Raw genomic sequence first — 24,441 nt, forward strand, 5'->3', positions numbered from 1 at the left:
ATGCATCCGCTCATGCGACTCCGACCCGCCCTCCTCGCCGCGTCGCTGCTCGTCGCCGCGCCGGCGGCCGCGCAGGCGCAGCGCCTGTCGCTCACCAGCACCGACCTGTCGCGCGAGACGAAGATCGGCAACCGGCACGTCTTCAACGGCTTCGGCTGCTCGGGGCAGAACGTCTCGCCGCAGCTGGCGTGGAAGAACGCGCCCGCCGGCACGAAGAGCTTCGCGATCACCGCCTACGACCCCGACGCGCCGACGGGGAGCGGCTGGTGGCACTGGGTCGTCTACGACATCCCGGCGACGACGACCGCGCTCCCGTCCGGTGCCGGCAGCACCACGCCGGCCGCGCTGCCGGCGGGCGCGGTGCAGGGGACCACCGACTTCGGCGCGAAGGGCTACGGCGGCCCGTGTCCGCCGCCGGGCGACAAGCCGCACCGCTACATCTTCACGGTGCACGCGCTCAAGGTGGCGAAGCTCGACGTGCCCGCAACCGCAACCGCGGCGATGATCGGCTTCAACATCAACGCCAACCGGCTCGCCAGCGCGACGCTCACCGCCCGCTACGGCCGCTGACTGGGCGCTGAGTCGCCAGAGTTCGCCGGTCCCGCCGCCGCGTCCCCCTCCGGGACGCGGCGGCGCGGCGTTTCGGGCCCCGACTGCGGCCCGATTCCGGCCCCGGCCGCCACGGCACGGTCCACGCATGGGATGGCGAGGTCCGTACGCCACCGTACCGCGCCCCTCGGAGGAGGCCGTGCACGAGCTCTTCCGCACTTTCTCGCAACGCACCTCCGGCCTGACCGGCAGCCCGCTGGGCTTCGGGATCGCCGTCGCCGTCGTGGTCGTGTGGGCCCTCACCGGCCCGGTCTTCGGCTACTCCGACAGCTGGCAGCTCGTCATCAACACCGGGACGACCATCGTCACCTTCCTGATGGTCTTCCTGATCCAGAACACGCAGAACCGCGACACGCGCGCGGTGCACCTCAAGCTCGACGAGCTCCTGCGCGCCGTGCGCGACGCGCGCAACTCGATGCTCGACCTCGAGAACCTCACCGACGACGAGCTCGATCGCCTGCAGGCGGAGTTCTCCGCGCTCCGCGAGCACGCCCAGGAAGAGGCCAAGCGGCGCGCCCTCGGCGACGACCGCCGCGCGGGCGGCCGCCGCATCGTCGACAAGGTCCAGGAGTGAGCGCCGTGGCGTGAGACGCCGAATCGCGGCATGATGGGGCGCGGTCCCGATCGCCGCCCCGTCTCCCTCACCGCCGCTCCCATGCGCCCCGCCATCTCCCTCGTCTCGCTGCTCGCGGCGTCCGCGACCGGCCTCGCCGCGCAGACACCCGCCGCGCACCCCGCCGGCCACCACGCCGCGCCGCCCGCGGCCGAGCAGATCGCCGCCGCCGTGCTGCCGCTGCCGGCCGAGATGCGCGCGACCGCGACCGTGCTGGGCTACGACGCCGCCGGCAAGCTCGTGACGCTGCGCGAGGGCAGCGGCGCGATGCGCTGCCTCGCCGACGATCCCGCGCAGGAGAACTTCCACGTCGCGTGCTACCACCGCGCGCTGGAGCCGTTCATGGCGCGCGGCCGCTCCCTGCGCGCCGAGGGCGTGAAGGGCACGGAGGTCGACACGGTGCGCTTCCGCGAGATCGCGGCGGGCAAGCTCACGATGCCGCGCGCGGGCGGCGCGCTCTACACGCTCACCGGGCCCGCGGGCAGCTGGAACGCCGCGACGGGCAAGGCGACCGGCGTGCGGCCGCTGTTCGTGTACTACATGCCGGGCGCCACGGGCGCGACGTCGGGCATCACCGAGACGCCGTCGCGCACCGAGCCGTGGCTGATGTTCCCCGGCACGCCGAAGGCGCACGTGATGCTCGTCGGCACGATGACGCCCTGACGACGCGACGTCACGCGTCGGCGCGCACGCGGCGCATGATCAGCGCGACCGCGCGGTCCGCGTCGCGCGCCGACTCGGGCGGCAGCGCCAGCAGCGTGCGCAGCGCGGCGCGCAGCACCGCGTGCGACGGCAGGCACCAGCCGCGAGGCGAGCTGCGGCGCGCGCGCGCGGGACGCCGCAGCGATGGCGGGAGCGCGAGCGTGCGGAGGCGGGGACGGGGGGCCGGCTGGCGCATGATGGAGGGAGCATGACCCGGACGGCGCGACGTTCTGTCGACGCCACGGGCACACTCACGTAACGAGCGAGGCGGGCCGGCCGTTGGCGGCGGGTGATCCAGGTCACCCGTGCCAGCGGCCGGCCCGCCTCACGTACGTCGCGCGCGAGGCTCTCAGCCCACGGTCGACGGCACACGCGCGCCCGGCGGCAGGTTGGCCGGCGCGCCGTCCAGCTGGCTGGTGCAGTGCGGGCAGCGCGACGCCTTCGGATCGAGGTCGCCCATGAAGCAGAACGGGCACGCCTTCACCGTCTTCGGCGGCTCGGCCGGCGTCTCCTTGATGAACGCCTTCGTGAGCCGCCACGCGACGAAGCCGACGATCAGGAAGTTGATGATCGCGTTGATGAGGAGGCCCGGCTTCAGCACGAGGCGCCCGAGCGTCCACGTCATGTTCTGATACGTCGCCGGATCGGGCGTCGCGACCGCGACGATCGGCATGATCAGCCCGTCCACGATGCCCTGCACGACGTTGTTGAGCGCCGCGCCGATCACCACCGCGATCGCCAGGGCGAGCGCGTTCTGCTTGATCAGGAACGCCTTGAACTCCTGCCACATGGAGGCCTCCGCGGTGTGAGGGAAGGAGCCGCGCGCCGGCCGGCGTGCGCATGCCGCCAATCTTCCGCTGTGGCGACCGTCGCCGCCAGGGCATGACGATCCCGCGAGGATGTGACCAGGATCACCGCCCTCCGCGCCCGCCGGGCGGCCCCGACCCTCGCGCGCGGGGGACCGATCCACTACTGATCCACCGTTCCGCGCGTACCGCCCCGGTGGGACGCGTCCATCGCTGCTGCCCATCGTGCCGCCTCGCCGGGGCATCCCGTCCTCGCGCGCGCCCGCGTGCCGACCACCCGACTCCGCCCCCTGCTCGTCGCCGCCGCGCCGGCGCTGCTGATCCTCGCGATCGGCGGGGCCAGCGGGCTCGCGCTGCGGCGTGCCGCGCGCACCGCGGGCGAGGTGCGCCACACGGAGCAGGCGCTGCGCGTCGTCGAGCGCGTGCACGCGCGCGTGGCCGACGCGGTGATCGACGCGCGCGGCTTCGCGCTCACGGGCGACTCGTCGCTGCTCGTGACCACGACGGGCTGGCAGGCGGACGTCATCCGCGACGTCGACGCGATCGACACGCTCGTGCGGGCCGAGCCGGGCATCGCGCCGCGCGTGCGCGCCTTCCGCGCCGCGACGCTGCAGCGCATCGCGCTCACCGACTCGCTGCTGGAGGCGGTGCGCACGCGGCGCGGCCGCTTCCCCAACGCCGCGCTCACCGCACAGGTGCGCCGCGGCTCGCTCGCGATGGACTCGCTGCGCGCCGAGCTGGAGGCGCTGGAGGCGCACGTCGAGCGCACGCTCGCCGAGCGCGAGCGCGACGACGCCAGCGTGCGCGACCTGACGCTGATGCTGCTGGTGGGCGGCGTCCTGCTGGCCGCGGTGGTCGCGGTGGCGGTGCACTTCGCGCTCACGCGCCTGCTCGCCAGCGCGCGCACGCAGGCCGAGGATCTCGCGCGCACCAACGCGCGGCTGCGCGAGCAGGCGGGCGAGCTGGCCAGCCGCCGCGAGCGGCTGGAGGACCAGGCGCTCGCGCTGGAGCTGGCCAACGAGCAGCTGCGCGAGCAGGCCACGGAGCTGGAGCTGCAGACGGCGCAGCTGCAGGACCAGACGGTGGAGCTGGAGGCGGCCAACGACGCGCTGCGCGAGAGCGGGCTGCGCGACCAGCTGCTGTTCGAGCGCGCGCCGCTGCCGATGTGGATGTTCGACGCGGAGACGCTGGCGTTCCTCGCGGTGAACGACGCGGCGGTGGAGCGCTACGGCTGGTCGCGCGAGGAGTTCCTGCGCATGACCATCCGCGACATCCGCCCGCAGCACGACGTGCTGCAGGTCGAGCGGCTCGCGGCCGACCACGCGGACGGCACGACGACGCGGCGCGCGGTGCGGCACATGACGAAGGACGGCCGCCAGCTGGACGTCGTCGTCGTCTCGCACGACGCGATCCTCGGCGGGCGGCAGGTGCGCATCGTGACCGCGGAGGACGAGACCGCGCGCACCGAGGCCGAGCGCGCGCGCGCCGCGCTGGAGCGGCAGCTGCACCAGGCGCAGAAGATGGAGGCCATCGGCCGCGTGGCGAGCGGCGTCGCGCACGACTTCAACAACCTGTTGACGATCGTGCGCGTGAACCTCGACGCGACGCTCGAGGAGCTGCCCGCGGACCATCCGCTGCGCGTCGAGCTCACCGAGGCGGGCGACGCGGTGACGCGCGCGACGTCGCTGACGCGGCAGCTGCTCACCATCGGCCGGCAGCAGCGCGTCGACCGGCGCGCGGTGGACCTCAACCAGGTGGTGCGCGACGCCGAGCGGCTGCTGCGCCGGCTGGCGGGCGACCGCGTGCGCCTGGAGACGCGGCTGAGCGAGACGCCGCTGGTGGTCGACGCCGACGTCGGGCAGCTGGAGCAGGTGATGATGAACCTCGCCGTCAACGCGCGCGACGCGATGCCGACGGGCGGCACGCTCAGCATCGCGACCGAGCGGCGGCGCGCCAGCGCGCCTGGCGTCGAGGAGGCGGAGCCGCGCAGCTGGGCGGTGCTGACGGTGCGCGACACGGGCGTCGGCATGGACACCGCCACGCGCGAGCGCATCTTCGAGCCGTTCTTCACCACCAAGACGCCCGTGCACGGCGCGTCCGCGGCGTCCGGCACGGGGCTCGGCCTCGCGACGGCGTTCAGCATCGTCGACGAGGGCGGCGGCTTCATCGCCGTCGACAGCGCGCCGGGCGCGGGCGCGCGCTTCGAGGTGCACCTGCGCCTCGTCGAGGACGAGGTGGCGCCGTCGCCGGTGACGCGCGCGGACCTGCCGGACGTCGAGCCGGTCGTGGCGCCGGTCGTGGCGCCGGTCGTGGCGCCGGTCGTGGCGCCGGTCGCCACCAACGGCGGGCCGCCCGCGCCGTACGCCGGCCCGCGCGCCGACGCGCCGCGGCGTGCGCCCGCGCGCACCGGTCCCGTCGCGCCCGTGGCACCACCGGCGCCGCGTCCGCCCGCCGTTTCCGGGGATCTGGCCGCGCAATAGAATTGCGGACATGAGCCGCCCGCGCCGCGTCCGTCGCACTCTCCTCGCGGTCGTCGCCGCGCTCGCGCTGCTGCCCGCCGCGCCGGCGCGCGCGTGGGACGACGTCGGCCACATGACCGTGGCGTCGATCGCGTGGCGGCGGCTGTCGCCCGCGGCGCGCGCCCGCGCGGTGGCGCTCCTGCGCGCGGCGCCCAGCGATGCGGGGCTGGCGCAGCTCCGCCCGAACAGCGGCGGGCCCGAGGCGCGCGACCGCGCGCTCTTCGTGCGCGCGGCGACGTGGCCCGACGTCGTGAAGAACCGCCGCGACATGGCGCGCGTGCGCCGCTACAGCCGCTCGCACTGGCACTACGACGACCACTACTGGCGCACCGACGCGGCGGGCCGTCCGGTCGCGGTCCCCGAGCTGCAGGCGCAGCCCGAGAACGCGGCCGAGCGGATCGTGGCGCTCACCGCGGCGCTGCGCGACGCGCGCCGGTCGGATGCCGAGCGCGCGATCGACCTCGCGTGGGTGCTCCATCTCGTGGGCGACATCCACCAGCCGCTGCACGCGAGCTCGCGCGTCACGGACCGCTCGCCCGAGGGCGACCGCGGCGGCAACGACGTGCGCATCGGGAGCACGAACCTGCACGCGCTGTGGGACAACGCGCTCGACCGCTCGCCGGGCCGGCAGCCGGGGCGCCGCGGCGGCCGCCCGCAGGGCGAGGACGCGAAGCTCGCGCGCGCCGACGAGTGGGCCTCGCGCCTGCCCGGCTCGTATCCGGACGCGCGCTGGGCGGCGTGGATCGCCGACACGGTGCCGGAGCGCTGGGCCGTCGAGAGCCTGATCCTCGCGCAGCGCGACGTGTATCCGGGCGTCGTGGACAGCATGCCGCTCACGCCGGACTACCAGGCGCAGGTGCGCCGCGTGTCGGACCCGCAGGTGACGCTCGCAGGCTACCGGCTGGCGGCGCTGCTGGAGCGTGTGCTGGTCTCCAGGTGAGCACCAGGTGAGCATCAGGTGACGCGCCGCGCCGCGCGCGGGTAGCACGGGCATGCGACACACCCTCACCTCCGTCCTGGGCGCGCTCGCGCTGGGCGCGCTCGCCGCCTGCGGCGACGGCGACGCGCTGACGCCCACCGACAGCGCCGGCGCCGACGTGGACCGCGGCGGCGGCATCTGGGCCGGCAACGTCGCCGTGGAGTCCGCCCCCGGTGCGGTCGTCCTCGGCAACAACACGACGCGGCCCGTGGGCTACGCGGTCTATGGCCGCGAGTGGGTCGCGGCCGCGCTCTGGGGACCGTGCGTGCAGCGCACCGGCTGCCCCACGCTCGCGGTGGCGGAGCGGAAGACGGTCCGCGCGTCGGAGATCCCGGGCATCGACGCGACCCGCCGCGAGGTCGTCGTGTACTGGTGGCACCTCGTCGACGACCGCAACGGGGGCCTCAAGCCGGACAGCATCCGGAGCGTCGTCGCGCGCGTCGGGAACTGAGTCGGCGGCGTGCTCGCGCCGGACCCGAACTGCATTGGACAGGATTACAACGGATTCGACGGACAAGAGCCGGATTACGCTCCCCGTGGCGCAAGGGACGTCGCACCACACGGGAGGTAATCCGGCTCTGGTCCGTTCAATCCGTCTAATCCTGTCTAATGCAGTTCGCCGTTTGGGTCCGGCGCAGCGTCAGCCCTTCCGCGCCGCCGCGACGAGCGCCTCCAGCCGCTGGATCGGCACCGCGCCCACCTCGCGCCCCGCCTCGCGCCCGCCCACGAACACGGCGAGCGTCGGGATGCTGCGGATGCCGAAGCGCTGGCTGACGTTCGGCGCGCGGTCCGTGTCGACCTTCGCCACCAGCACGCTCCCCGCGCTGCGCTTCGCGTACGCGTCCAGCTGCGGCGCCATCGCGCGGCAGGGGCCGCACCAGTCGGCGTAGAAGTCCACCAGCACCGGCACCGGGCTGTCCGCCATCACCCGATCGAAGTCCGCGTCGCCCACCGGCACCGGATGGTCGAGCGCCAGCGGCGCCTGGCACTTCGCGCAGCGCGGGCCGTCCGCGATCCGCGACAGGTCCACGCGGTTGAGGGTGCGGCACTGCGCGCAGGGAATGGTGGCCTTGGTGGCGCTCGAGGCGGCGGTCGGGGCGGTCATGACGGGCTCCGGTGGAGACGGGCGACGGTGGAGCGATCACCGTACCACGACGTGCGCCGCGGCGCGACCGGCGTTAGCGTGGGGCCCATGCGCCCCGCCCCCGCCCGCCCGCTCGCGCTCGCCGCGACGTGCGCTCTGCTCGCCGCCTGCGAGCGCCCCGACGCGCGGGCCGACGCGCCGCCGGCCGCCGCGGCTGCTGCCCCGGTCACCGCCACCGCGGCCTTCGACCCCGCGGCCTGGCGGCCCCCCACGGACGCCGAGATCCCCGCGGACTCGCTCGGGGCCAGCATCCGGCGCGGATGGGCGCTCGTGCGCGACACGCCCGACAGCCTCCCGCACTACGCCCCGGGCCGCATCGCCTGCACCAACTGCCACCTCGACGGCGGACGCGCGCCCGGCACCGCGCCCATGGCCGGCGCGTTCGCGCGCTACCCCAAGTACCTCGCACGCAGCGGCACCGTGATCGGCCTCGCCGACCGCGTGAACTACTGCTTCACCCGCTCGCTCGCCGGGCGCCGCCTGCCGCACGAGAGCCGCGAGATGGAGGACATCGTCGCCTACCTCGCCTTCCTCTCGCGCGGCGTCCCCGTGGGCGCCGGCCATCTCCTTCCGGGCGCCGACGGCCAGCCGAAGATCCCCGGCGGCGACGCGCTCGCCCGGTCACTCCCCGGCGACTCGGCCCGCGGCGCGGCCGTGTACGCCGAGCGGTGCGTGGCCTGCCACGGCGCCGACGGCGCGGGGCGCGTCTACGAGAACGGCGGCCGCGTCCCGGCGCTCTGGGGCCCGCGGTCGTACGCGGTCGGCGCGTCGATGGCCCGCCAGGAGCGCGCCGCCGCCTTCATCTGGCACAACATGCCGCTCGGCCAGCCGCGCTCGCTGACCCCCGAGCAGGCGTACGACGTCGCCGCCTACGTCAACGCGCACCCGCGCCCCGACTCGCCCGGCAAGGCCGACGACTGGTCGAACGGCGGCGCGCCCGCCGACGTCCCGTACGCGCTGCGCTCGGGGCACGCGGGCTTCCGCCCGCCGCCGCTCCTCCCGCGCACGGGCGCCGACGCCATCGTGCCCGTGCCACCGCGCGCACCCGCCGCGCGGCGCTGACCGTCCGATGGCGTGGGCGCCTAGTGCGTGTGCGCAAACGTCACGGCATGAGGGAGACCCGTCATCGCTCCGCGGTGCTCCGGGCGCGGCGAGAGGCCGCGCGGCGCCGGCGACGGGTCGCGACGCCAGCGACGGCCGCCAGACCCGTAGCCAGGAGCGCCCAGGTGCCGGGCTCGGGCACGACGGCCGAGGCCACGAGCACGAGTGAGGCGTTGTCCACGACGATCCCGCTCTGGCCGAACCGGTCCGCACCCGCGGGGGTGAAGTCTTCGACGCCGAAACGCACCACCGTGCTCGGACCCGTCGCCGTGAACGCGCGCGTCACGACGCAGGGCGTGAGCACGAGACAGTCGAAGGTGGTGCGCTGCTCGCCGGCCTCGAGGAAGAAGACGAACGGCGCCCCCGGCGCCTTCGTCCCGGTGGTGATCGAGGCGAGGTAGCTCGCGCCGGGCAGGGTTGCGGCCGTCTGCGACAGCGACGCCACACCAGGCCCCGTACCCGGCGTGCCGAACAGGGCACATGTCACACCGAGCGGGCAGCCGGTCGTGGCCGCGACGATATAGCCCGGCGATGCGAAGACCGTGTACCCGGCGAGGCCGCTGTCGAAGCCGCCGTTGACCAGCAGGTTGGGCCCAGTCTGCCCGACGACGGGACGCGGAAGGAGGGCGACGGCGAGGGCGGCGGCTGCTGCGAGGTGGCGGACACGCACGAGTACCTCCGGATGCGGAGTGAGCCTGCCAAAGGCCGAGGCGATGCCCGCCGCAAGAACTACGCGTGCGAAGCGCGGGGAGCGTTGGGGGCGCCGAGCGCTCTCCCGGGAGCGGCGCGGGATCGACCGAGGTCCGAGCGCCGGGCGCAGCACCGAGCACCGAGCAGGCGCCACCTGGCGCACACGCCCTAGCCGCCGGCGGCCAGCGCGCGCGAGGCGGGGAAGCCGACCGACTGGCGCACCCGCCACGCCTGCGCGAGGTGCCGCTGCTGGTGCGCGAGCAGCATCTCGAAGGCCTCGCCCAGCCGCAGCGTCAGCACCCGCGACAGCGGCGACTCGATGCGCAGCGCGCGCAGGTCGGTGCCGTGCGCATCCTCGATCAGCGCGCGCAGCTCGCGTTGCTGCGCCAGCAGCCGCGGGCACGCGTCCAGCCGGCCCGGCGGCGGCACGAACGGCCCGCGCGCCCGCACCGCACGCCCGTGCGGCCCCGCCGCCCGCACGAACAGCCGCCCGAACCAGGTCGGCGCCCAGCGCGCGTCGTCCAGCGCAGCGTCGCGCGTCGCGGTCGCCAGCACGGCGCGGATCCGCGGATGATAGACGACGCCCGTCGCGATCAGGTGCTCCAGGCAGTCGGCCACGCTCCACCGCTCCGGGCTCGGGCGCCATAGCAGCCGCGCCGCGTCGAGGTCGGCCACCACGCGCACCGCCTCGGCCGCGTTGGCGTCGGCCAGCGCGGCCAGTCGGGCCAGGTGCTCGCGGTTGGTGGACGGCGGGGACACGGGCGCACGATCGACGGTCGCACCGCCGCGCGCCAGGGGCCGCCGGCGTCCGCCGGTGCGGCGCGCGTCAGAACGCGACCATCACGAACTCCGGCGCCACGTCCAGGTAGACCTGCCCCACGGTCTCCAGGCGCGCCTCGCCGAGGAAGCCGTGGTGCCGCACCGTCTGCGCGTCGCGCAGGCAGCGCTCCAGCCGGCTCCCCGCGTAGATCCCGGCCGTGCCGCCCATGCGGTGCATGAGGTCCGTCACCCGCGCCGCGGTCTGCACGGCGTGCGTGCCGGCGAGCATCAGGTCGGCCCTGTGGCGGAGCGTGGCGGGCTCGCCGGCGAGCGCGCGCCGCCACGCGGTCGCCAGCGCGTCGTGGAAGAGTAGCCGCGCCGCGCGCCACTGCGCCTCGCCGTCGGCCAGCGCGGCCTGCACGGTGGCGCGATGCCGCAGCGTCCGCGACGCGCCGAGCGGCGTCTTGCGGTGCGCGAGCTCGGCCAGCGCGTCGAGGGCGCCGCGCGCGATCGCGAGCGCGACGGGCACGATGAACACGCTCACCGACGTCGGCGCCGGCAGGCGGTACAGCGGCCCGTCGAACGGCGCGCGGAGGGCGACCTCCGGCGACAGCACGTAGCTGCGCGCCGTGGGCACGAAGACGTCCTCGGCCGACACGTGGGCGCTGTCCGTCCCGCGCATGCCGAGCGAGTGCCAGGTGTCGGGGATCTGGACCTCGCGCGTGCGCATCACGAGCGCGACGACCTGCGGCCCGTCGGCGGTCATGCGCGGCTGCTCGCCGTCGAACACGACGCCGGTCATCATCACCCACGGCGCGTCGTGGATGCCGCTCGCGAGCGGGCCGCGCCCCGTGAGCCGGTAGCCGCCGGGCACCGCGACGGCGCGGTGCGGCGGGCTGAACGACGCCGCCAGCACGAGGTCGGGCCCGTCCGCGAACAGCTCGGTCACGCCGGCGTCGGAGAAGCGCGACGTCCACCACGCGCCGGTGTTGCCGGCCTGCAGCGCCCACGCGGCCGCGCTGTCGTAGCCGGCGAGGATCTCCGCGGCGTGCGCGACGCTCACGGGGTCCGCCTCGAGCCCGCCGAGCGCGCGCGGCGTGAACAGGCGGAAGAGCCCCGCGTCGCGCAGCGCGTCGAGCACGGGGCGCGCGAGGCGCCGGTCGCGCTCCGCGTCGTCGGCGTGCGCGCGCACGATCTCCTCGATGGAGCGCGCGCGCGCGAGCAGCGACTCGTCGACCGCGGGGGGCGCGTCGAGGGCGGCGGTGTAGGCGGACGGCGCGCCCGCCGCCGTCGGCTGCTGGGAGGTCGTCATGGCGGATCCTCCGTGCGGGATGTCGGCATGTCACGCGCGAAGCCCCCACGTTCGGGCGCGCCGTGCGGCGAGACAAGCTGAGCGTCCGCGCACCGGACCCCTCCCGCTGTTGGGGGGATGCGGATGCTCCGGATCGGAACGGATCATTTGGATCGCTCCGCGTGGCGGCGACGTCCGATGCGCCAGTGCGGAGCGATCCGAATGATCCGTCGTGATCCGAAGCATCCGCATTCCTCCAAAGAGAAAAGAGGTCCGGCGCGCCGCCGCTTGACGCGGGCCGCCGGAAGCGGATATGCTCCGACCACAATCGAAACCGTGGTGATTTGCCGCCTATTGCCGCCACGTTAAACAAGGAGCTAAAACGCGAGCGCCCGGCGGCCACTCTGTGATCGCCGGGCTCTGTCGTTGCGGGACCAGCCACGGGACTCTCCCGGGTCCCGTGCGTCTCGCCCGGCGGCGTCTCGCGGGCCGTGCGCCCGCCGCACCGACAGACGCCATGACGACCCCCGCCCGCCGCACCCTCCCGCGCGATCCCGCCGCGCTCCCGCCGCGCGTGCGCGCCACGCACCTCCACGAGACCTTCGCGCTCGAGTGCGGCGCCGTCCTCGAGGACGTGCGGCAGGCCTTCGTGCTCGACGGCACCGTCAACGCCGCGCGCGACAACGTCATCCTCGTCCTCCACGCCCTCACGGGGTCGGCCGAGGCGGCGCACCCGGAGCACGGGTGGTGGCGGGAGGTGATCGGGCCGGGCCGCGCCATCGACACGACGCGGTTCGCCGTCCTCGCCCCGAACCTCCTCGGCTCCTGCTACGGCACGACGGGCCCCGCCACGGACTGGCGCGTCGTGCCGGGCACCTGGGACGGCGACGGCTTCCCGCCCGTGACGACGCGCGACATGGCGCGCCTCGCGGGCCGCCTGCTCGACGCGCTGCACGTCCGCGAGCTGGCCGCCGTCGTCGGCGGGTCGCTGGGCGGGATGGTCGCGCAGGAATGGCTGCTGCTGCACCCCGGCCGCGCGCGCGCCGCGGTCGTGCTGGCCGCCCCCGACGCCCACACGGCCCAGGCCATCGCCTGGAACCACACCCAGCGCGAGGCGCTCCGGCTGGGCGCCACGGCCGGCGATCCGGACGCGGGGATCGCCCTCGCCCGCGCGATCGCCATGCTCAGCTTCCGCACCGAGGCCTCCCTCGGCGACCGCTTCGGCCGCGCCCCGGCGGAGGATGGCGACGGGTCGCCCTTCGCGGTGCAGCGCTGGCTGGAGCACCACGGCGCGGCGCTCGCCGCCCGCTTCGACGCGGCGACCTACCGCACGCTGCTGGACGCGATGGACGCGCACGACGTGGCCCGCGGCCGTGGCGACCGCGACGCCGTCCTCGCGCGGCTGGGGGCCGCCACCGACCGCCTGTTCGCCGTCGGCGTGCCGGGGGACCTGCTCTACTCCGACGCCGTGGTCGAGGCGTGGGGGCGCGCGGCCGGCGCCGCCCTGCGCACCATCCGCTCCCCGCACGGCCACGACGCCTTCCTCCTGGAGCCCGCGCAGGTGGGCGCGGTGCTGCGCGACGCGCTGGACCAGCCGGCGCGGGTTGTGTCGTTCCACCCATGCCCGCCGGCGCCCGCGGCCGTATCCTCCATCCCGATCGCCCGTCGCCGCCCGTCGCTGCGCGCCGTCGTCTAGGAGCGTGTCGCGCGCGCCGGCGGCCCGCCCCGTCGCCCCGCCACCGCTCAGGACCGCTCCGGCCATGAAGCGCATACTCGTCGTCGAGGACAACGCCGATCTCGCCGGCGGCCTGCAACGCAACCTGGAGCACGAGGGGCACCGCGTCTCCGTCGCCGGCACCGCCGACGCCGCGCTCGCGCTCGCGCTGCGCGACGCGCCCGACCTCGTGGTGCTCGATCTGGGCCTCCCCGACCGCGACGGCTACCACGTGCTGGAGCAGCTGCGCGAGCGCGGCTGCCAAAGCCCCGTGCTGATCCTCAGCGCGCGCGGGCTCGAGTCCGACAAGGTGCGCGGCTTCCGCCTGGGCGCCGACGACTACGTCACCAAGCCGTTCGGCGTCGTCGAGCTGATGGCGCGCATCGGCGCGCACCTGCGCCGCGCGTCGGCGGCGGAGAAGCCGGCCGGCGACGGCACGCTGAGCGACGACGCGCTGCGCGACCGCTTCGCGCTCACCGACCGCGAGATCCAGGTCGCGCGCCTGCTCGCCCTCGGCGCCTCCAACGCGGAGATCGGCGAGGCGCTCGGCATCGCGGCGATGACGGCCCGCAACCACACCGAGCGCGTGCTGCTGAAGCTCGGCGCCTCGACGCGCGCGCGCGTGGGCGCGATGCTGCGCGGCCAGGTGCCCTGGTCTGCCGTATGAGGGCCGCGTGACCGCCTGGTGGCGCGCGCTGCGCGCGCGCGGCTGGCGCTCGCTCGTCGTCACGGGCGCGCTGTTCGGCACGATGCTCATCTCCGTGGCCGGCGCGTGGGCCGTGCGCGAGGCGTGGATCGAGCACCAGCACTCCGTCGAGACGGCGCTCGACGAGTACGCGCGCTACGCGGCGCGCGCGTTCGCGGAGCAGGTGACCGAGTCCGGGATCCTGCTGCGCTCGCAGGTCAACGCGGTGACGAGCCTCCCCGCCGACGTCCACCCGCTGACGCTCGCCGAGTACGCGGCGGCGGCGGGCGCGGTGCTCGACGGGCGGCTGGGGAAGGAGCGCGATCCGGGGCGCGGCTACTTCCGCCTCGACCTGCGCACCGGCCGGTACGAGGCCCTGGGCGCGGCCGCGGACATCCCGCGCATGCGCGACACGCTGCCGCACCTCGCGCGCGACCACGCGAAGCGGCACGACACGTACTACGCCGTCGTCTTCTCGAACGTGCGCGCGCCGGGGAACGTCATCACGGTGACGACCGCGTCGCAGCGCAACCGCGACGGGTCGCAGGTGGCGGTGTTCGGCTACCTGACGTCGCGCAGCGTGCTCGTACGCACGCTGCCCGGCACCGTGCCGCGCCGCGCGTCGATGCTGCTGCCGCCGTCGCAGGTCGGCACGCGCTGGGTCTACGGCGCCGACACGATCCCCGACACGCTGGTCGCGCTGCAGCGCATCGACGAGGACGGCACGGAGGTGTTCCACACGCCGCAGCGCTACACGTCGGACGCGCGCGGCGAGTTCGTGTTCCGCGGGCTCACGAGCACCAAGACGGTCGCGACGCTGCACCCCGACCTGGTGCGCGAGCTGCGCGCGGAGTACCTGCACCCCGAGCGCCAGCGGCTGCAGCTGGTGCTGCCCGTGCTCGCGCTGCTGCTCGCCGGCGCGGGCACGCTGCACCTGAGACGCGAGCGCGAGCTGCAGCAGGCGCGGCGCGACTTCGTGGCCAGCGTGTCGCACGAGCTGCGCACGCCGCTGGCGCAGATCCGCATGTTCAGCGAGACGCTGCAGCTGCGCCGCGAGCGCGACGACGAGGAGCGCATGCGCTGGCTCGGCGTCATCGGCCGCGAGGCGCGCCGCCTGGGCGACCTGGTCGAGAACATCCTCCTCTTCTCGCACATCGACGCCGCGCGCGTGCGCCTGGAGCCCGAGCGCACCGACATCGGCGAGCTGGTGGAGGAGGTGGTCGAGGCCTACGTGCCGGTGGCCGAGCAGCGGCAGATGCGCCTCGTGGCGGACGCGCCGTCGCGCATCTACGCGCTCGTGGACCCGCGCGCGCTGCGGCAGGTGGTCGTGAACCTGCTCGACAACGCGCTCAAGTACGGGCCGTCGGGCCAGACGGTGTCGCTCGAGGTCGAGCGGTGCACGCTCCCCGAGGGGCCGTGCGTGCGGCTGTTCGTGAGCGACCAGGGGCCGGGCGTGCCGCGCGCCGACCGCGCGCGGCTCTGGCAGCCGTTCGTGCGGCTGGGCGGCGCGGGCCACAACGCGGGCGGCAGCGGCATCGGGTTGAGCGTGGTGCGCAGCCTGGTCGAGCAGCACGGCGGCACGGTGGCCGTCGAGGACGCGCCCGGCGGCGGCGCGCGCTTCGTCGTCGTGATCCCGCTCGGCGCCGGCATGCCCACGCCCGCGACGACGGCCGAGATGCGCGCGGCCGTGGCGCCGAACCGCGCAGCGGAGCAGACGCACGTCCCGTCGTGACGGCGCGCGTCACGCCGGCGGCGGGTTCATGTCGTACACCAGCTGCTTGTCGAGCACCGTCGACTCGGTGCCGCCCGACAGCAGCACGCCCGGGCGGTCGTGGTGGCCGCGGAAGCCGCTCTGCGCGTCGCGGAGGTAGTGCGCGACCTCGTGCGCGAGCGTGACGGCGAACCGGTCCGCGCCGTCCGTCACCGGGATCTGCGAGTCGTCCACGACGACCGCCGCGCCCTCCTCGTAGAACATCGTACCCGCGACCTCGCTCTTCTGGCTCTTCCAGCCGTTGCCGAGGAAGAAGACCGTGAGGTCCGCCGACGGATGCTTCTTCCCGACGATGTGGCGCAGGAAGGCCTCGTCGTCGATCGGATGACCCAGATGCTGGTCCACGCGCGCCCAGTCGGCGTCGACCACGTCGAAGGTGACGTTGAGCTGCGGGCCGTAGACCCAGTTCAGCATGTTCGACAGCCGCCGGCGGTCGTACGGCGTCCAGCGCGACAGCGTGATCATCGCGCCCGATGCGTCGCGGTGCTGCACGAAGCGGAACGCGACGGTGACCATCTTCTGCGGCACCACTGCCACGTGCAGCTCGGCCGTCACGCCGCGGCGCGTGGCCCGGATGCGCGACTGCGAGCGCACCTTCCCGCGCACGGACAGCAGGTGCGCCAGTCCGCCGTAGGTCGCCGCCGCGTGCATCGCCCCCGCGAAGCCGCGCGCGGACTCCTCGGCCACGAGCCCCCAGGCCATGAACTGGTCCTGCAGCACGTGCGCGTAGCGCGAGTAGTCCGTGCGCGTCACCGCGCGCACGTCCAGCTTCGTGGCGTCGAACTTCAGGTTCTCGACGCGCGCGTCGTGCAGCAGGAGGAAGCTCGACCGCCCCTCCCCGACGACGAGGAAGTTGCGGAGCGGATCGAAGCCGGTGGCGCTCTGCAGGGCGGTGAACCGGGGCATGACGGACCTCCAGGTCGGCGCGGTCCCCACTATGGGAGGTTCCGGCGTCGCCGTCCAGAGTCGCCGCTGCCTACGTCGTGGTGTCGCGCAGCAGCGCCGCGACGTCGTCCATCCCGCGCTCCGTCGCCAGCTCCGCGGCGGTGAGCCCGCGCTCGTCGCGGACGGAGAGGTCGGCGCCGTGCCGCACGAGCAGCGTCGCGATCTCGCGCGCGACCGCCTCGTCGTCGGGGAGGTACATGAGCGGCGTCTCGTGCTCGCCCGCGCTGCGCGCGAGCGACGGGTCCTCCTCCAGCACCGCGCGCAGCCGCGCGACCTGCCCGAGCGCGACGAGGCTCCACACGTCGCGGCTCACGGGCGCGAGGCGCGCCGCGGCGGCCGAGTAGCCGCCCCACACCGCGAACCAGAGCGGCGTCGCGCCCCACTGGCGCTCGCGCGGGTCCACCTCCGCGCCGTGCGCCAGCAGCACGTCGATGGCGCGCACGGCGTCGTTGCCGGCGGCGGCGTGCAGCGCGCGTTCGCCGCTGCGCGGATGCTCGACCTCCGGCGACGTGCCCATCGCCAGCAGCGCCTCGACGACGTCGGCGCGATCGCGGCGCGCCGCCGCGTGCAGCGCGCGTGGATGCAGCGCCCATTCGGGGTTCTGCGCCAGCATCGTCCGCATCGCGCCGCGGTCCAGGCGGAAGCACGCCTCGACCCACGCGTCCTCGCCGGTCGGCGGCGCGGTGGCGGCCGTGTCGCCGGGCGTCGCGCCGTGGCGGCGCAGCAGGTTGGTCATCTCCGACAGCCCGCGTCGCTCGGCCTCCAGCAGCAGCGGGCGCCACTTCAGGCGCGGATGCACGGGCGTGGTCGCGTTCGGGCTCGCGCCGTGCGCCAGCATCCACGTCGCGAGGCCGGGGAGGTTCGCGGTGACGGCGGCGTGCAGCAGGTAGTACGCGCCGTGCCCGTAGCCGCCCATGTCGAGCATGCGCCACTCGGGATTGTCCCAGTCGGCGCCGCGCCCCTGCCGCACGGAGATCTCGTGCATCAGGTCGAGCAGCCACACGTCGTCGTCCGACAGCGGGCGGCGCGAGTCGTGGTTGCCGAAGACGTTGTAGAGCACCTGCACGTCGTACGGCGACGCGCCGCGCTCCATCAGCAGCCGCGCCAGCTCGCGCGCGCGCGGGTGCGGCGCCGCGCGCTCCTCGCCGCGGCCGAGCGTGAGCGTGAGCGCGGTGTAGTGGATGGACGCGTTGCCGCCTTCCGCGTACGCGTTCGGATCGGCGCCGTGGTCGAGCAGCAGGCGCGCGATCTCGATGGCGTGATCGGCGGACGGCGCGTGCGGCAGCCGGGCGGCGCACAGGTAGAGCAGCGGCGGCCAGTGGCGCACGCCCGCGCGCCGGTTGGCGAGCGCGGGATCGGCGTCGAGGCGTCGCGCGACCTCGGCGACCTCGCCGCAGACGACGGCCGTCAGCAGGTCGTGCCGCGCGATCCCCGGATGGCGGCGCAGGAGGCGATCGGCCGCGTGGTACGCCATCGCGCGCCGCGGGCCGCCGACGCGCCAGTCGGGCGTCGCGGCGCGCAGGAAGGCGGCGACGTGCGTCGCGCTGTCCACGGGTGTCCGCGGGTATCCGCCGCTCAGCGCCCCGGCCCGAACACCGCGCCGTGCGGCAGCGCGCGCACGACGCCGAGTCCGGGCACGGAGACGCGCGAGAGGTCGATGACGGGGAGCGACGCGTCGGCGGCGAGCGCGCCGGTGCCGCGGTCGAGCGTCACCAGGTGCAGGCGCGCGTCGGTGGGCGTGGCGCCGCCGTCCATCACCAGCCGCGTGCCCGAGGCGTCGGCGGCCAGCCAGTGCGGGTACGTCGCGCCGTCGAACGCGAGGCGCGCGACCTCGCGCGGGTGCGCCGGGTCCTGCACGTCGAGCGTCACCAGCGCGCGCTGCACGGGGACCGTCTGCACCCACCAGCGGCCGACGCGCGCGGGCACGGCGCAGTCGGCGCCCGGGAACGCGTGCACGAACTCCAGCCGCGGCACACGCGCGTCGAGGCCCGTGAGCCGGTACATGCCGCACGTGAAGGTGCCCAGCATGACGGTGCGTCCGTCGTCGAGCAGGCGCGGCTCGCCGGGGTAGCGGTGGTGCACGCTGTCGTGCGCGATCGACGCGCCCGTGTTCGGCGTCTCGCCGTCGCCGGGCGTGTGGCCCGCGTGCGCGGGCGCCGGCGGCAGCGCGAGCGTGTGCAGCAGCGCGAGGTCCGACAGGCGCCACACCTGCACGTGCACGCCGACGTCGGACGTCATGCTGGTGCTGGTGGTGACGACGCGGTCGAGCGCGGGCACGACCTCGAGGCTGTACGGCAGCAGCGCCGTGGAGTCGACGCCCGGCGCGGCGGCGCTGGCCCAGCGCAGGGGCGTGCCGTTGCGGCGCAGCTCCGCGATCCCGCCGGGCGCGCCGCCGGCGACGCGCGTCTGGAAGGTCGCCAGCACGCGGTCGTCGGCGAGCCGCACGAACGAGTGCGGGTCGGCGAGCGGGCCGGCCGTCGTGAAGCTCCCGAGGAGTCGCGGCATGCCGGGCGTGCGCAGGTCGAAGCGGTGCGTGCGTCCGGTGCCGAAGTCGTTGGCGAAGAGGAGGCCGTCGCTCGCCAGCGCGTGCTCGGTGTGGTGCGCGTGGCGGCCGCCGGTGTCGGCGAGGATCGCGTCGGTCACCTGGCCACGCGTGGGCGAGGCGGGGCGCAGGTCGACCGTGAGGAGGACGACGCCGCGCCGACGTGGCGGCGTGGTGTCGCGCCGGGCCGCGCGCGTCGCGCGCACGGTGCGCGCGGTGTCGGTCGCCGTCGCCCACACGTACAGCCACTCCGTCCGGCGCGCGGCCGGCGCCTGGGCGGCGGCGGATGGCGCGAGCGTCGCGAGCGTCACGAGCGCGAGCAGCGTGCGGACGGTGGGGCGTCGCATCGGCGGGCGGACGGATGGTGGCTCGGCGCCGGCGCGCCGCCCCCGACGATGTGGCCGCCGGCCGTCCTCGGCAAGCGTGCGGGTCGATGCCGGCGGGCCGGACCCGAACAGCGAACGGCCTTGACAGGATTCGACGGATTCAACGGACAACAGCCGGATTACGCTCCGCGTGGTGCATGGGCCGTCGCCGCCACACGAGACGTAATCCGGCTGTTGTCCGTTCAATCCGTTGTAATCCTGTCCAATGCAGTCCGGGCCCGGTGCGCCGACGCGTCCGGACGCACTACCGCGTGCCACCCGCAGTGCGCGCCGCCTCCACGAGGAAGGGCACGAGCCCGCGCGGATACGGCGCGGTGACGTTCACCTGGATCGCCGCGGCGACCTTCAGGTCCGGGAAGTAGAGCAGCTCCGTCGCGTAGCCCGGGAAGAAGCCCGAGTGGCCCCACGCCGGACCGAGCGCGGTGGGCCGCGTCATGACGCCGAGGCCGTACTTCACGTCGCGCCCGAGCTTCGACGGCACGCCGTCGAGCATGCGCGGGAGCAGCGACGCGTCGAACGCCTTCCCCTCGTAGAGCAGCTTCCCCCAGCGCGCGAGATCGGCGGTGGTGCTGGCGATGCCGCCGCCCGTCCACTCGAACTGCGGGTTCACGCGGAGGCGCCCGCTCGCGTCGAGCGACGCGTCGTAGCCACCGAGGTCGTTCTTCGGGCCCGCGTAGCCGTTGGCGAGACCGGGGAGGTCGGGGCGGTCGGACGGGATCGTGTTCGTGAGCCGCAGCGGCTCGAGGATGCGGCGCCGCAGCTCGTCGTAGTACGGGCGCCCGGTGATCCGCTCGAGGATCATCGCCAGCACGATGTAGTTCGTGTCGGAGTAGTCCCACCCCTGGCCGGCCGCGAAGGGCGCGCTGGTGTCGAGCAGGTAGGAGAGCCGCTCCTCGGGCGTCCACGCCTTCATCGGCTGCTCGCGCAGCACGGCGGTGGCGCGCGGATCGAACTCGTAGCGCACGAGGCCACTGGTGTGGTTCATCAGCTGCCGCACCGTGATGGCGCGCGCGTTGGGCAGCCGCGCGAACCACGGCGCGGTGCCGAGCCAGCGCGAGATCGGCGCCTCGAGGTCGAGCGTCCCCTCGTGCACGAGCTGCATCGCCACCGCGGACACGTACGTCTTGCCGACGCTGCCCGAGAGCAGCCTGTCCGTCGTGCGGAGCGGAATCCCGCGCGCCGTGTCGGCGAGCCCGCTCGCGACGGCGACGACGCGGCCGTCCGGAAGCGCGACGGCGAGCGTGGCGCCGGGGAAGTGGAGGACGCCGCGCAGCGAGTCGAGCTTCGTCCGCAGCGCGCGCGCGAGCGCGGTGTCGCGGACGTCGAGCGCGGGCGCTGCGGCGGTGGTGGCCGCGCGCGGGGCGCAGGCGGCGAGCGAGACGCCGACGGCGACGGCAGTGATCGTGGCGAGGGTGGGGAAGCGCATGCGCGAATGCTGGGGCGGGTCACGGGCGCTCGCAATGCGCGGCGGGCGGTGGCCGGATCGCGGCATGGCGGGTATCTCTGCGCATGACCACACCCGTGACCACACCCGTGACCACACCCGTGACCACGACCGCATCCTCCCGCACGCTGCTGGGCGCCGCGGCGCTCATTGGGCTCGGCCTCGCGCTGGCGGGGCTGCTGGCCGGTGCCGGCGTGGCGCGCGTGCGCACCGCCGACCGCACCGTGAGCGTGAAGGGCGTCGCGGAGCGCGAGGCGCGGGCGGACCTGGCGATCTGGCCGCTGCGGCTGGTGGCGGCGGACAACGACCTGGGCGCGGCGAACGCGTCGCTCCAGCGGTCGCTCGCGACGGTGCGCGGCTTCCTGCGCGCGCAGGGGCTCGACTCGACGAGCGGCACCGAGGTCGCGCTGCAGGACTTCGGCGTCAACGACGCGGCGACGAACCAGTACGGCGGCGGCGGGCCGGTGACGACGCGCTACGTGATCCGGCAGACGCTGATCGTGCGCAGCACGTCGCCCGAGCGCGTGCTGGCGGCGAGCCAGCGGGTGGGGGAGCTGGTGAGCGCGGGCGTGGTGCTGTCGTCGGGCGGCGAGTACGGGACCGGCGGGCCGACGTTCGTGTTCACGAAGCTGAACGCGCTGAAGCCGGCGATGATCGCGGAGGCGACGGCGCGGGCGCGCGAGGGGGCGGAGCAGTTCGCACGCGACTCGCGCGCCTCGCTCGGTGGGATCCGCCGTGCGAGTCAGGGCGTGTTCGAGATCCTGCCGCGCGACCAGGCGCAGGGGATCACGCAGGAGGGGCAGCTGGTGAAGACGGTGCGCGTGGTGACGACGGTGGAGTACGGGCTGAAGGACTGACCGCGGGCTGAGCGCAGGGGCAGGGCGGGGCCCGTCCGCTGTGGCCGTACGTGCGTTGCACGTGGCGGCACGGCGGCCGGGTGACGCGGCGGGCTAGCATGGGGCCCGACCCGCCGGATCCTGCCGGTGGGCGAAGGTCCCCACCGCGAAGGAGTGCCCGCGATGTCCCCCGACGATCCGACCGTTCCTCCGGACGCGGAGCAGCCGCCCGACACGACGTCGCCTGATGCGGCGAGCGCGCCGATCCCGCCGACCGCCGACCTGCGGCCGGCCCCTGGCGAGGGTGTGGCCCCGCCGCCCGATTCGAGCGCGCGCGTGGAGCCGCCCACGCGTCCCGCTCATCCGTCACGCGGGACGCGCGCGTGGCGCGTCGTGCGCTGCCCCCGTTGGCACGCACGCGCGGACGCGCATGCGCCGCAGCGTGACGTCTACGTCTGGCTGTCCACCCGTCGCGCGACCTCGGTCGCGTCGCGCCCGTCCCCCTCCGACCCCCACCCCCGATGATGCCGCATGCCCCGCTCCTCTCCGACGTCGACGAACGCGAGGCGGTTCGACGGCTCCAGCTGCTCGATCCGTGCAGCGCGTGGCGCGCCGACCTGGCCGACGCCGGCCTTCCGGAGCCGATGGACGAGGCGCTCGCCGACCAGTGGCTGCTCTGGCTGCAGATCGCGACGGTGTTCGACCGGCTGCGCGCCCTGCCCGTCCGGGCGCGCGCGGCCTACGCGCGCAGCACGGGGGCGCTGTGGGAGACCGCGGAGCGCGTCACCGGCGCGTCGCGCTTCGCGAAGGTCGGCGAGGTGATGGCGACGTGGCGCGGGGCGGCGCCGGAGCTGGCGGGATTTCGGGAGCTGCTGTGGGCGGTGGAGCAGGGAGAGGCGGAGGGGGCGTTGCGGGTCTCGTACAACTGTTTGATGTCACTGACCAGCAACCTCCGCGAGCGAGACATCAGGCGCGGCTACGCGGACGCTCATCAAGGGCGAGTTCTACGTACGGCCGGATTGAATAATCACGCGCAACATGCTTTTGAGCATGCGGAACGTATCGCATCGCATGCCGGAGACGACTGGCTTCGAGTCCGCGTGCGTCTCGGACTGGGTGCGCTACAACATACGCGTGGCAACTATCCGCTCGCTCGCGAGATTTTTGGCGATGCGCTCCGGTTCGCACACCCGCATACAGATCTCGTCTGCGGCGCGCATCTCGGCTTGGTCACCGTCGCGCGCGCCGCGAAGGACTACTCGATGGCGTTAGAGCATGGTTGGCATGCGCTGCAGTGCTCGCGTGGGATACCAGCTGCGGAAGTCGAGGCTCTCACTATCCTCGCGGGACTAAGCTTGGAGGTCGGAGAGTTCGCGGCCACACTCAGCTCCTGCCAGCTCGCAATGTCGAAGTCACCGGGTTCTAGGATGCGTGCAGAACTCGTGCGCTACATCGTGCACGCTTCGCTCGGCATTGGGGACGAGAGCGCAATCCACGCCCATCTCCCTGCGCTGGTCTCCTCGGTGGAGCGTACCCCGAATCCGTGGCAGGAGGCTCAAGGACGTCGAGTCCTCGCAGAGGTTTTTGCTCGCTTGGGTGACCGCGACACAGCGATCCGTTATCTGCAGCAGACACGAGAGATCGCGTCCGTACACGGCTACAACGAGTTGCTCTATATCGCCGATGAGGCACTGAGTCACGATTCACAGACCGTTGCGTCTCGCTTCGCAGCCAATGAGGGCAGGGTTCGAGCGGAGCACGCGGTGGTCCTCAACGAGGAGTCGCAGACGGTCCTCGACCGACTCGCCTGTCTGGCGGCTGGTTGACAGAGTGGGGCTCTCGATGGCTCCGATGAACCAACGTGGTGGGCACTTCTGATTTTGGCACGCGACCGTCTGTCAACACTGGCTCCGGGAATCATGCGAGCGAACGAACAGGCTATCGTGAGTTTGATCGGCGACGCGGTCTCTCGTGCGCGCGTCGCATCGCTGCTCCGTGAGATCACGGGCTCGTCCTGTGTGTGTCTGACGATCTCGGAGGTGCGAGCTCGCCTGCAGGCGGGCAGTGTGCACTCAGTCGTGATCGGGTCGTACGATCGCGATGACTGTCCGACAGCGCCCTTCGTCGCGGAGGTTCGGCGAAGCTTCCCGAACGTGAGCATCATCGCGTACTGGGAGGCCGGTAGGACCCCTTCGTCCTCCATGGTGTCACTCCTGAGAGCCGGAGCTCACCAGGTGATCGTGCACCCGCACGACGATGCCCAGTGCGCATTTCGGACTGCGCTGCAGGACGCTCAACGAGCCAATGTCGCCGAGCACGTGGTGGCCGCCATCGCCGACTCGGTGCCGGCCATCGGTCGCCCGTTGATGGAGCTCTACCTGCGCGGCGCCGACGGTGCGATGCCCGTCACCGAAGCCGCCCGGCAGCTGGGCGTGCACCGCAAGACGCTGCGCAACCGCATGGAAGCCGCCGGCCTCCCTGCGCCCGCCGATCTGCGCGCGTGGTGCCGGCTGTTCATGGCGGGGCGCCTGCTCGAGGAGGCCGGCCGCACCGTGGAGAGCGTCGCCCACCAGCTGGAGTTCAGCACCGGCAGCGCGCTCCGCAACCTGATCAAGCGCCGCACCGGCCTCGCGCCGTACATGCTGCGCGAGGCCGGCGGGCTCCCGTACCTCATCGCGTGCTTCAACGCCGACTGTGACAGGCGCCGGCTGGCGCACGGGAACGGCCACGCGCCCACGCCCGAGCGCCCGGTGCCGCTCGCGCTCGTGCCCACCGCGCGCGTGGCCGAGTCGGCGCCCAAGGGGCGCTCGCGCAGCAGTCGGACCGCCGCGCGCACGAAGGCCGCCGGTCGCCCGAAGACGACCACGCGTCCGAACCGCCCGCGCTGATCACGGGCGCCGACCAC

The 24,441-nt window shown here is 74.5% G+C and carries 23 protein-coding genes and 1 riboswitch; of the genes, 13 read left to right on the forward strand and 10 right to left on the reverse strand.

Features of this window, described 5'->3' with window-relative positions:
• The first annotated feature begins 12 nt into the window (after positions 1–12).
• From rosag_RS06200 to rosag_RS06210, 3 genes are all read left to right on the forward strand, one after another.
• Complete coding sequence (locus rosag_RS06200; protein ID WP_284349187.1) at positions 13–570, forward strand: YbhB/YbcL family Raf kinase inhibitor-like protein; 558 nt, start codon at positions 13–15, stop codon at positions 568–570.
• Between the two features lie 178 nt (positions 571–748).
• Positions 749–1,183, forward strand: a complete 435-nt coding sequence (locus rosag_RS06205; protein WP_284349188.1) for a low affinity iron permease family protein — start codon at positions 749–751, stop codon at positions 1,181–1,183.
• 81 nt (positions 1,184–1,264) lie between these two features.
• Entirely contained in the window at positions 1,265–1,885 is a 621-nt protein-coding gene (locus rosag_RS06210; protein ID WP_284349189.1) for a hypothetical protein, read from the forward strand.
• Positions 1,886–1,895: 10 nt separating this feature from the next.
• On the opposite strand, the gene rosag_RS06215 is transcribed toward rosag_RS06210, so the two are convergent.
• Together rosag_RS06215 and rosag_RS06220 are read right to left on the reverse strand one after the other, a co-directional pair.
• A complete protein-coding gene (locus rosag_RS06215; RefSeq protein WP_284349190.1) occupies positions 1,896–2,120 on the reverse strand; it encodes a hypothetical protein in 225 nt (74 codons plus the stop codon).
• Positions 2,121–2,273: 153 nt separating this feature from the next.
• Entirely contained in the window at positions 2,274–2,714 is a 441-nt protein-coding gene (locus rosag_RS06220; RefSeq protein ID WP_284349191.1) for an MscL family protein, read from the reverse strand.
• 282 nt (positions 2,715–2,996) lie between these two features.
• Between rosag_RS06220 and rosag_RS06225 the strand changes: the two genes are divergently transcribed.
• From rosag_RS06225 to rosag_RS06235, 3 genes are read left to right on the forward strand one after another with little or no spacing between them, the layout of a single operon-like run.
• The gene (locus rosag_RS06225; RefSeq protein WP_284349192.1) at positions 2,997–5,210 is read left to right on the forward strand and encodes an ATP-binding protein; all 2,214 of its coding nucleotides are present in this window, start codon (positions 2,997–2,999) and stop codon (positions 5,208–5,210) included.
• A 10-nt stretch (positions 5,211–5,220) separates the two neighbouring features.
• Positions 5,221–6,189 carry a S1/P1 nuclease gene (locus rosag_RS06230; RefSeq protein WP_284349193.1) on the forward strand — a complete coding sequence of 323 codons (969 nt, stop codon included), beginning with the start codon at positions 5,221–5,223 and terminating at the stop codon, positions 6,187–6,189.
• Between the two features lie 52 nt (positions 6,190–6,241).
• Positions 6,242–6,679 (forward strand): hypothetical protein, encoded by a 438-nt coding sequence (locus rosag_RS06235; protein WP_284349194.1) that lies wholly within the window; start codon positions 6,242–6,244, stop codon positions 6,677–6,679.
• A gap of 189 nt (positions 6,680–6,868) precedes the next feature.
• Here the strand turns inward: rosag_RS06235 and trxA are convergent, their stop codons facing one another.
• Positions 6,869–7,333 (reverse strand): thioredoxin, encoded by a 465-nt coding sequence (gene trxA, locus rosag_RS06240; protein WP_284349195.1) that lies wholly within the window; start codon positions 7,331–7,333, stop codon positions 6,869–6,871.
• Positions 7,334–7,420: 87 nt separating this feature from the next.
• On the opposite strand from trxA, the gene rosag_RS06245 reads away from it, so the two are divergent.
• A complete protein-coding gene (locus rosag_RS06245) occupies positions 7,421–8,434 on the forward strand; it encodes a c-type cytochrome (protein WP_284349196.1) in 1,014 nt (337 codons plus the stop codon).
• Positions 8,435–8,495: 61 nt separating this feature from the next.
• On the opposite strand, the gene rosag_RS06250 is transcribed toward rosag_RS06245, so the two are convergent.
• From rosag_RS06250 to rosag_RS06260, 3 genes are all read right to left on the reverse strand, one after another.
• Positions 8,496–9,143, reverse strand: coding sequence for a PEP-CTERM sorting domain-containing protein (locus rosag_RS06250; protein ID WP_284349197.1), 648 nt, complete (start codon positions 9,141–9,143; stop codon positions 8,496–8,498).
• Positions 9,144–9,331: 188 nt separating this feature from the next.
• Entirely contained in the window at positions 9,332–9,922 is a 591-nt protein-coding gene (locus rosag_RS06255; protein ID WP_284349198.1) for a DinB family protein, read from the reverse strand.
• A gap of 67 nt (positions 9,923–9,989) precedes the next feature.
• The gene (locus rosag_RS06260; protein ID WP_284349199.1) at positions 9,990–11,234 is read right to left on the reverse strand and encodes an acyl-CoA dehydrogenase family protein; all 1,245 of its coding nucleotides are present in this window, start codon (positions 11,232–11,234) and stop codon (positions 9,990–9,992) included.
• A gap of 305 nt (positions 11,235–11,539) precedes the next feature.
• Positions 11,540–11,615, forward strand: a riboswitch (SAM riboswitch).
• 115 nt (positions 11,616–11,730) lie between these two features.
• On the opposite strand from rosag_RS06260, the gene rosag_RS06265 reads away from it, so the two are divergent.
• The 3 genes from rosag_RS06265 to rosag_RS06275 all read left to right on the forward strand — a co-directional run bounded on the left by rosag_RS06265 (position 11,731) and on the right by rosag_RS06275 (position 15,344).
• Positions 11,731–12,909 (forward strand): homoserine O-acetyltransferase family protein, encoded by a 1,179-nt coding sequence (locus rosag_RS06265; RefSeq protein WP_284349200.1) that lies wholly within the window; start codon positions 11,731–11,733, stop codon positions 12,907–12,909.
• 64 nt (positions 12,910–12,973) lie between these two features.
• Positions 12,974–13,594 (forward strand): response regulator, encoded by a 621-nt coding sequence (locus rosag_RS06270; RefSeq protein ID WP_284349201.1) that lies wholly within the window; start codon positions 12,974–12,976, stop codon positions 13,592–13,594.
• A 7-nt stretch (positions 13,595–13,601) separates the two neighbouring features.
• Entirely contained in the window at positions 13,602–15,344 is a 1,743-nt protein-coding gene (locus rosag_RS06275; protein ID WP_284349202.1) for a sensor histidine kinase, read from the forward strand.
• 9 nt (positions 15,345–15,353) lie between these two features.
• On the opposite strand, the gene rosag_RS06280 is transcribed toward rosag_RS06275, so the two are convergent.
• The 4 genes from rosag_RS06280 to rosag_RS06295 form a co-directional block, all read right to left on the reverse strand.
• On the reverse strand, positions 15,354–16,289 hold the full coding sequence (locus rosag_RS06280) for a hypothetical protein (protein ID WP_284349203.1): 936 nt from the start codon (positions 16,287–16,289) through the stop codon (positions 15,354–15,356).
• A 70-nt stretch (positions 16,290–16,359) separates the two neighbouring features.
• Entirely contained in the window at positions 16,360–17,880 is a 1,521-nt protein-coding gene (locus rosag_RS06285; RefSeq protein WP_284349204.1) for an ankyrin repeat domain-containing protein, read from the reverse strand.
• A gap of 23 nt (positions 17,881–17,903) precedes the next feature.
• Positions 17,904–19,217 (reverse strand): hypothetical protein, encoded by a 1,314-nt coding sequence (locus rosag_RS06290; protein ID WP_284349205.1) that lies wholly within the window; start codon positions 19,215–19,217, stop codon positions 17,904–17,906.
• A 283-nt stretch (positions 19,218–19,500) separates the two neighbouring features.
• Complete coding sequence (locus tag rosag_RS06295) at positions 19,501–20,682, reverse strand: serine hydrolase domain-containing protein (protein WP_284349206.1); 1,182 nt, start codon at positions 20,680–20,682, stop codon at positions 19,501–19,503.
• Positions 20,683–20,801: 119 nt separating this feature from the next.
• Between rosag_RS06295 and rosag_RS06300 the strand changes: the two genes are divergently transcribed.
• From rosag_RS06300 to rosag_RS06310, 3 genes are all read left to right on the forward strand, one after another.
• Entirely contained in the window at positions 20,802–21,557 is a 756-nt protein-coding gene (locus rosag_RS06300; RefSeq protein WP_284349207.1) for an SIMPL domain-containing protein, read from the forward strand.
• A gap of 500 nt (positions 21,558–22,057) precedes the next feature.
• The gene (locus rosag_RS06305; RefSeq protein WP_284349208.1) at positions 22,058–23,362 is read left to right on the forward strand and encodes a tetratricopeptide repeat protein; all 1,305 of its coding nucleotides are present in this window, start codon (positions 22,058–22,060) and stop codon (positions 23,360–23,362) included.
• 495 nt (positions 23,363–23,857) lie between these two features.
• Positions 23,858–24,424: a helix-turn-helix domain-containing protein gene (locus rosag_RS06310; RefSeq protein WP_284349209.1), complete on the forward strand. Its 567-nt coding sequence runs from the start codon at positions 23,858–23,860 to the stop codon at positions 24,422–24,424.
• Positions 24,425–24,441: the final 17 nt, after the last annotated feature.

Source organism: Roseisolibacter agri (assembly GCF_030159095.1).
Taxonomy (GTDB): domain Bacteria; phylum Gemmatimonadota; class Gemmatimonadetes; order Gemmatimonadales; family Gemmatimonadaceae; genus Roseisolibacter; species Roseisolibacter agri.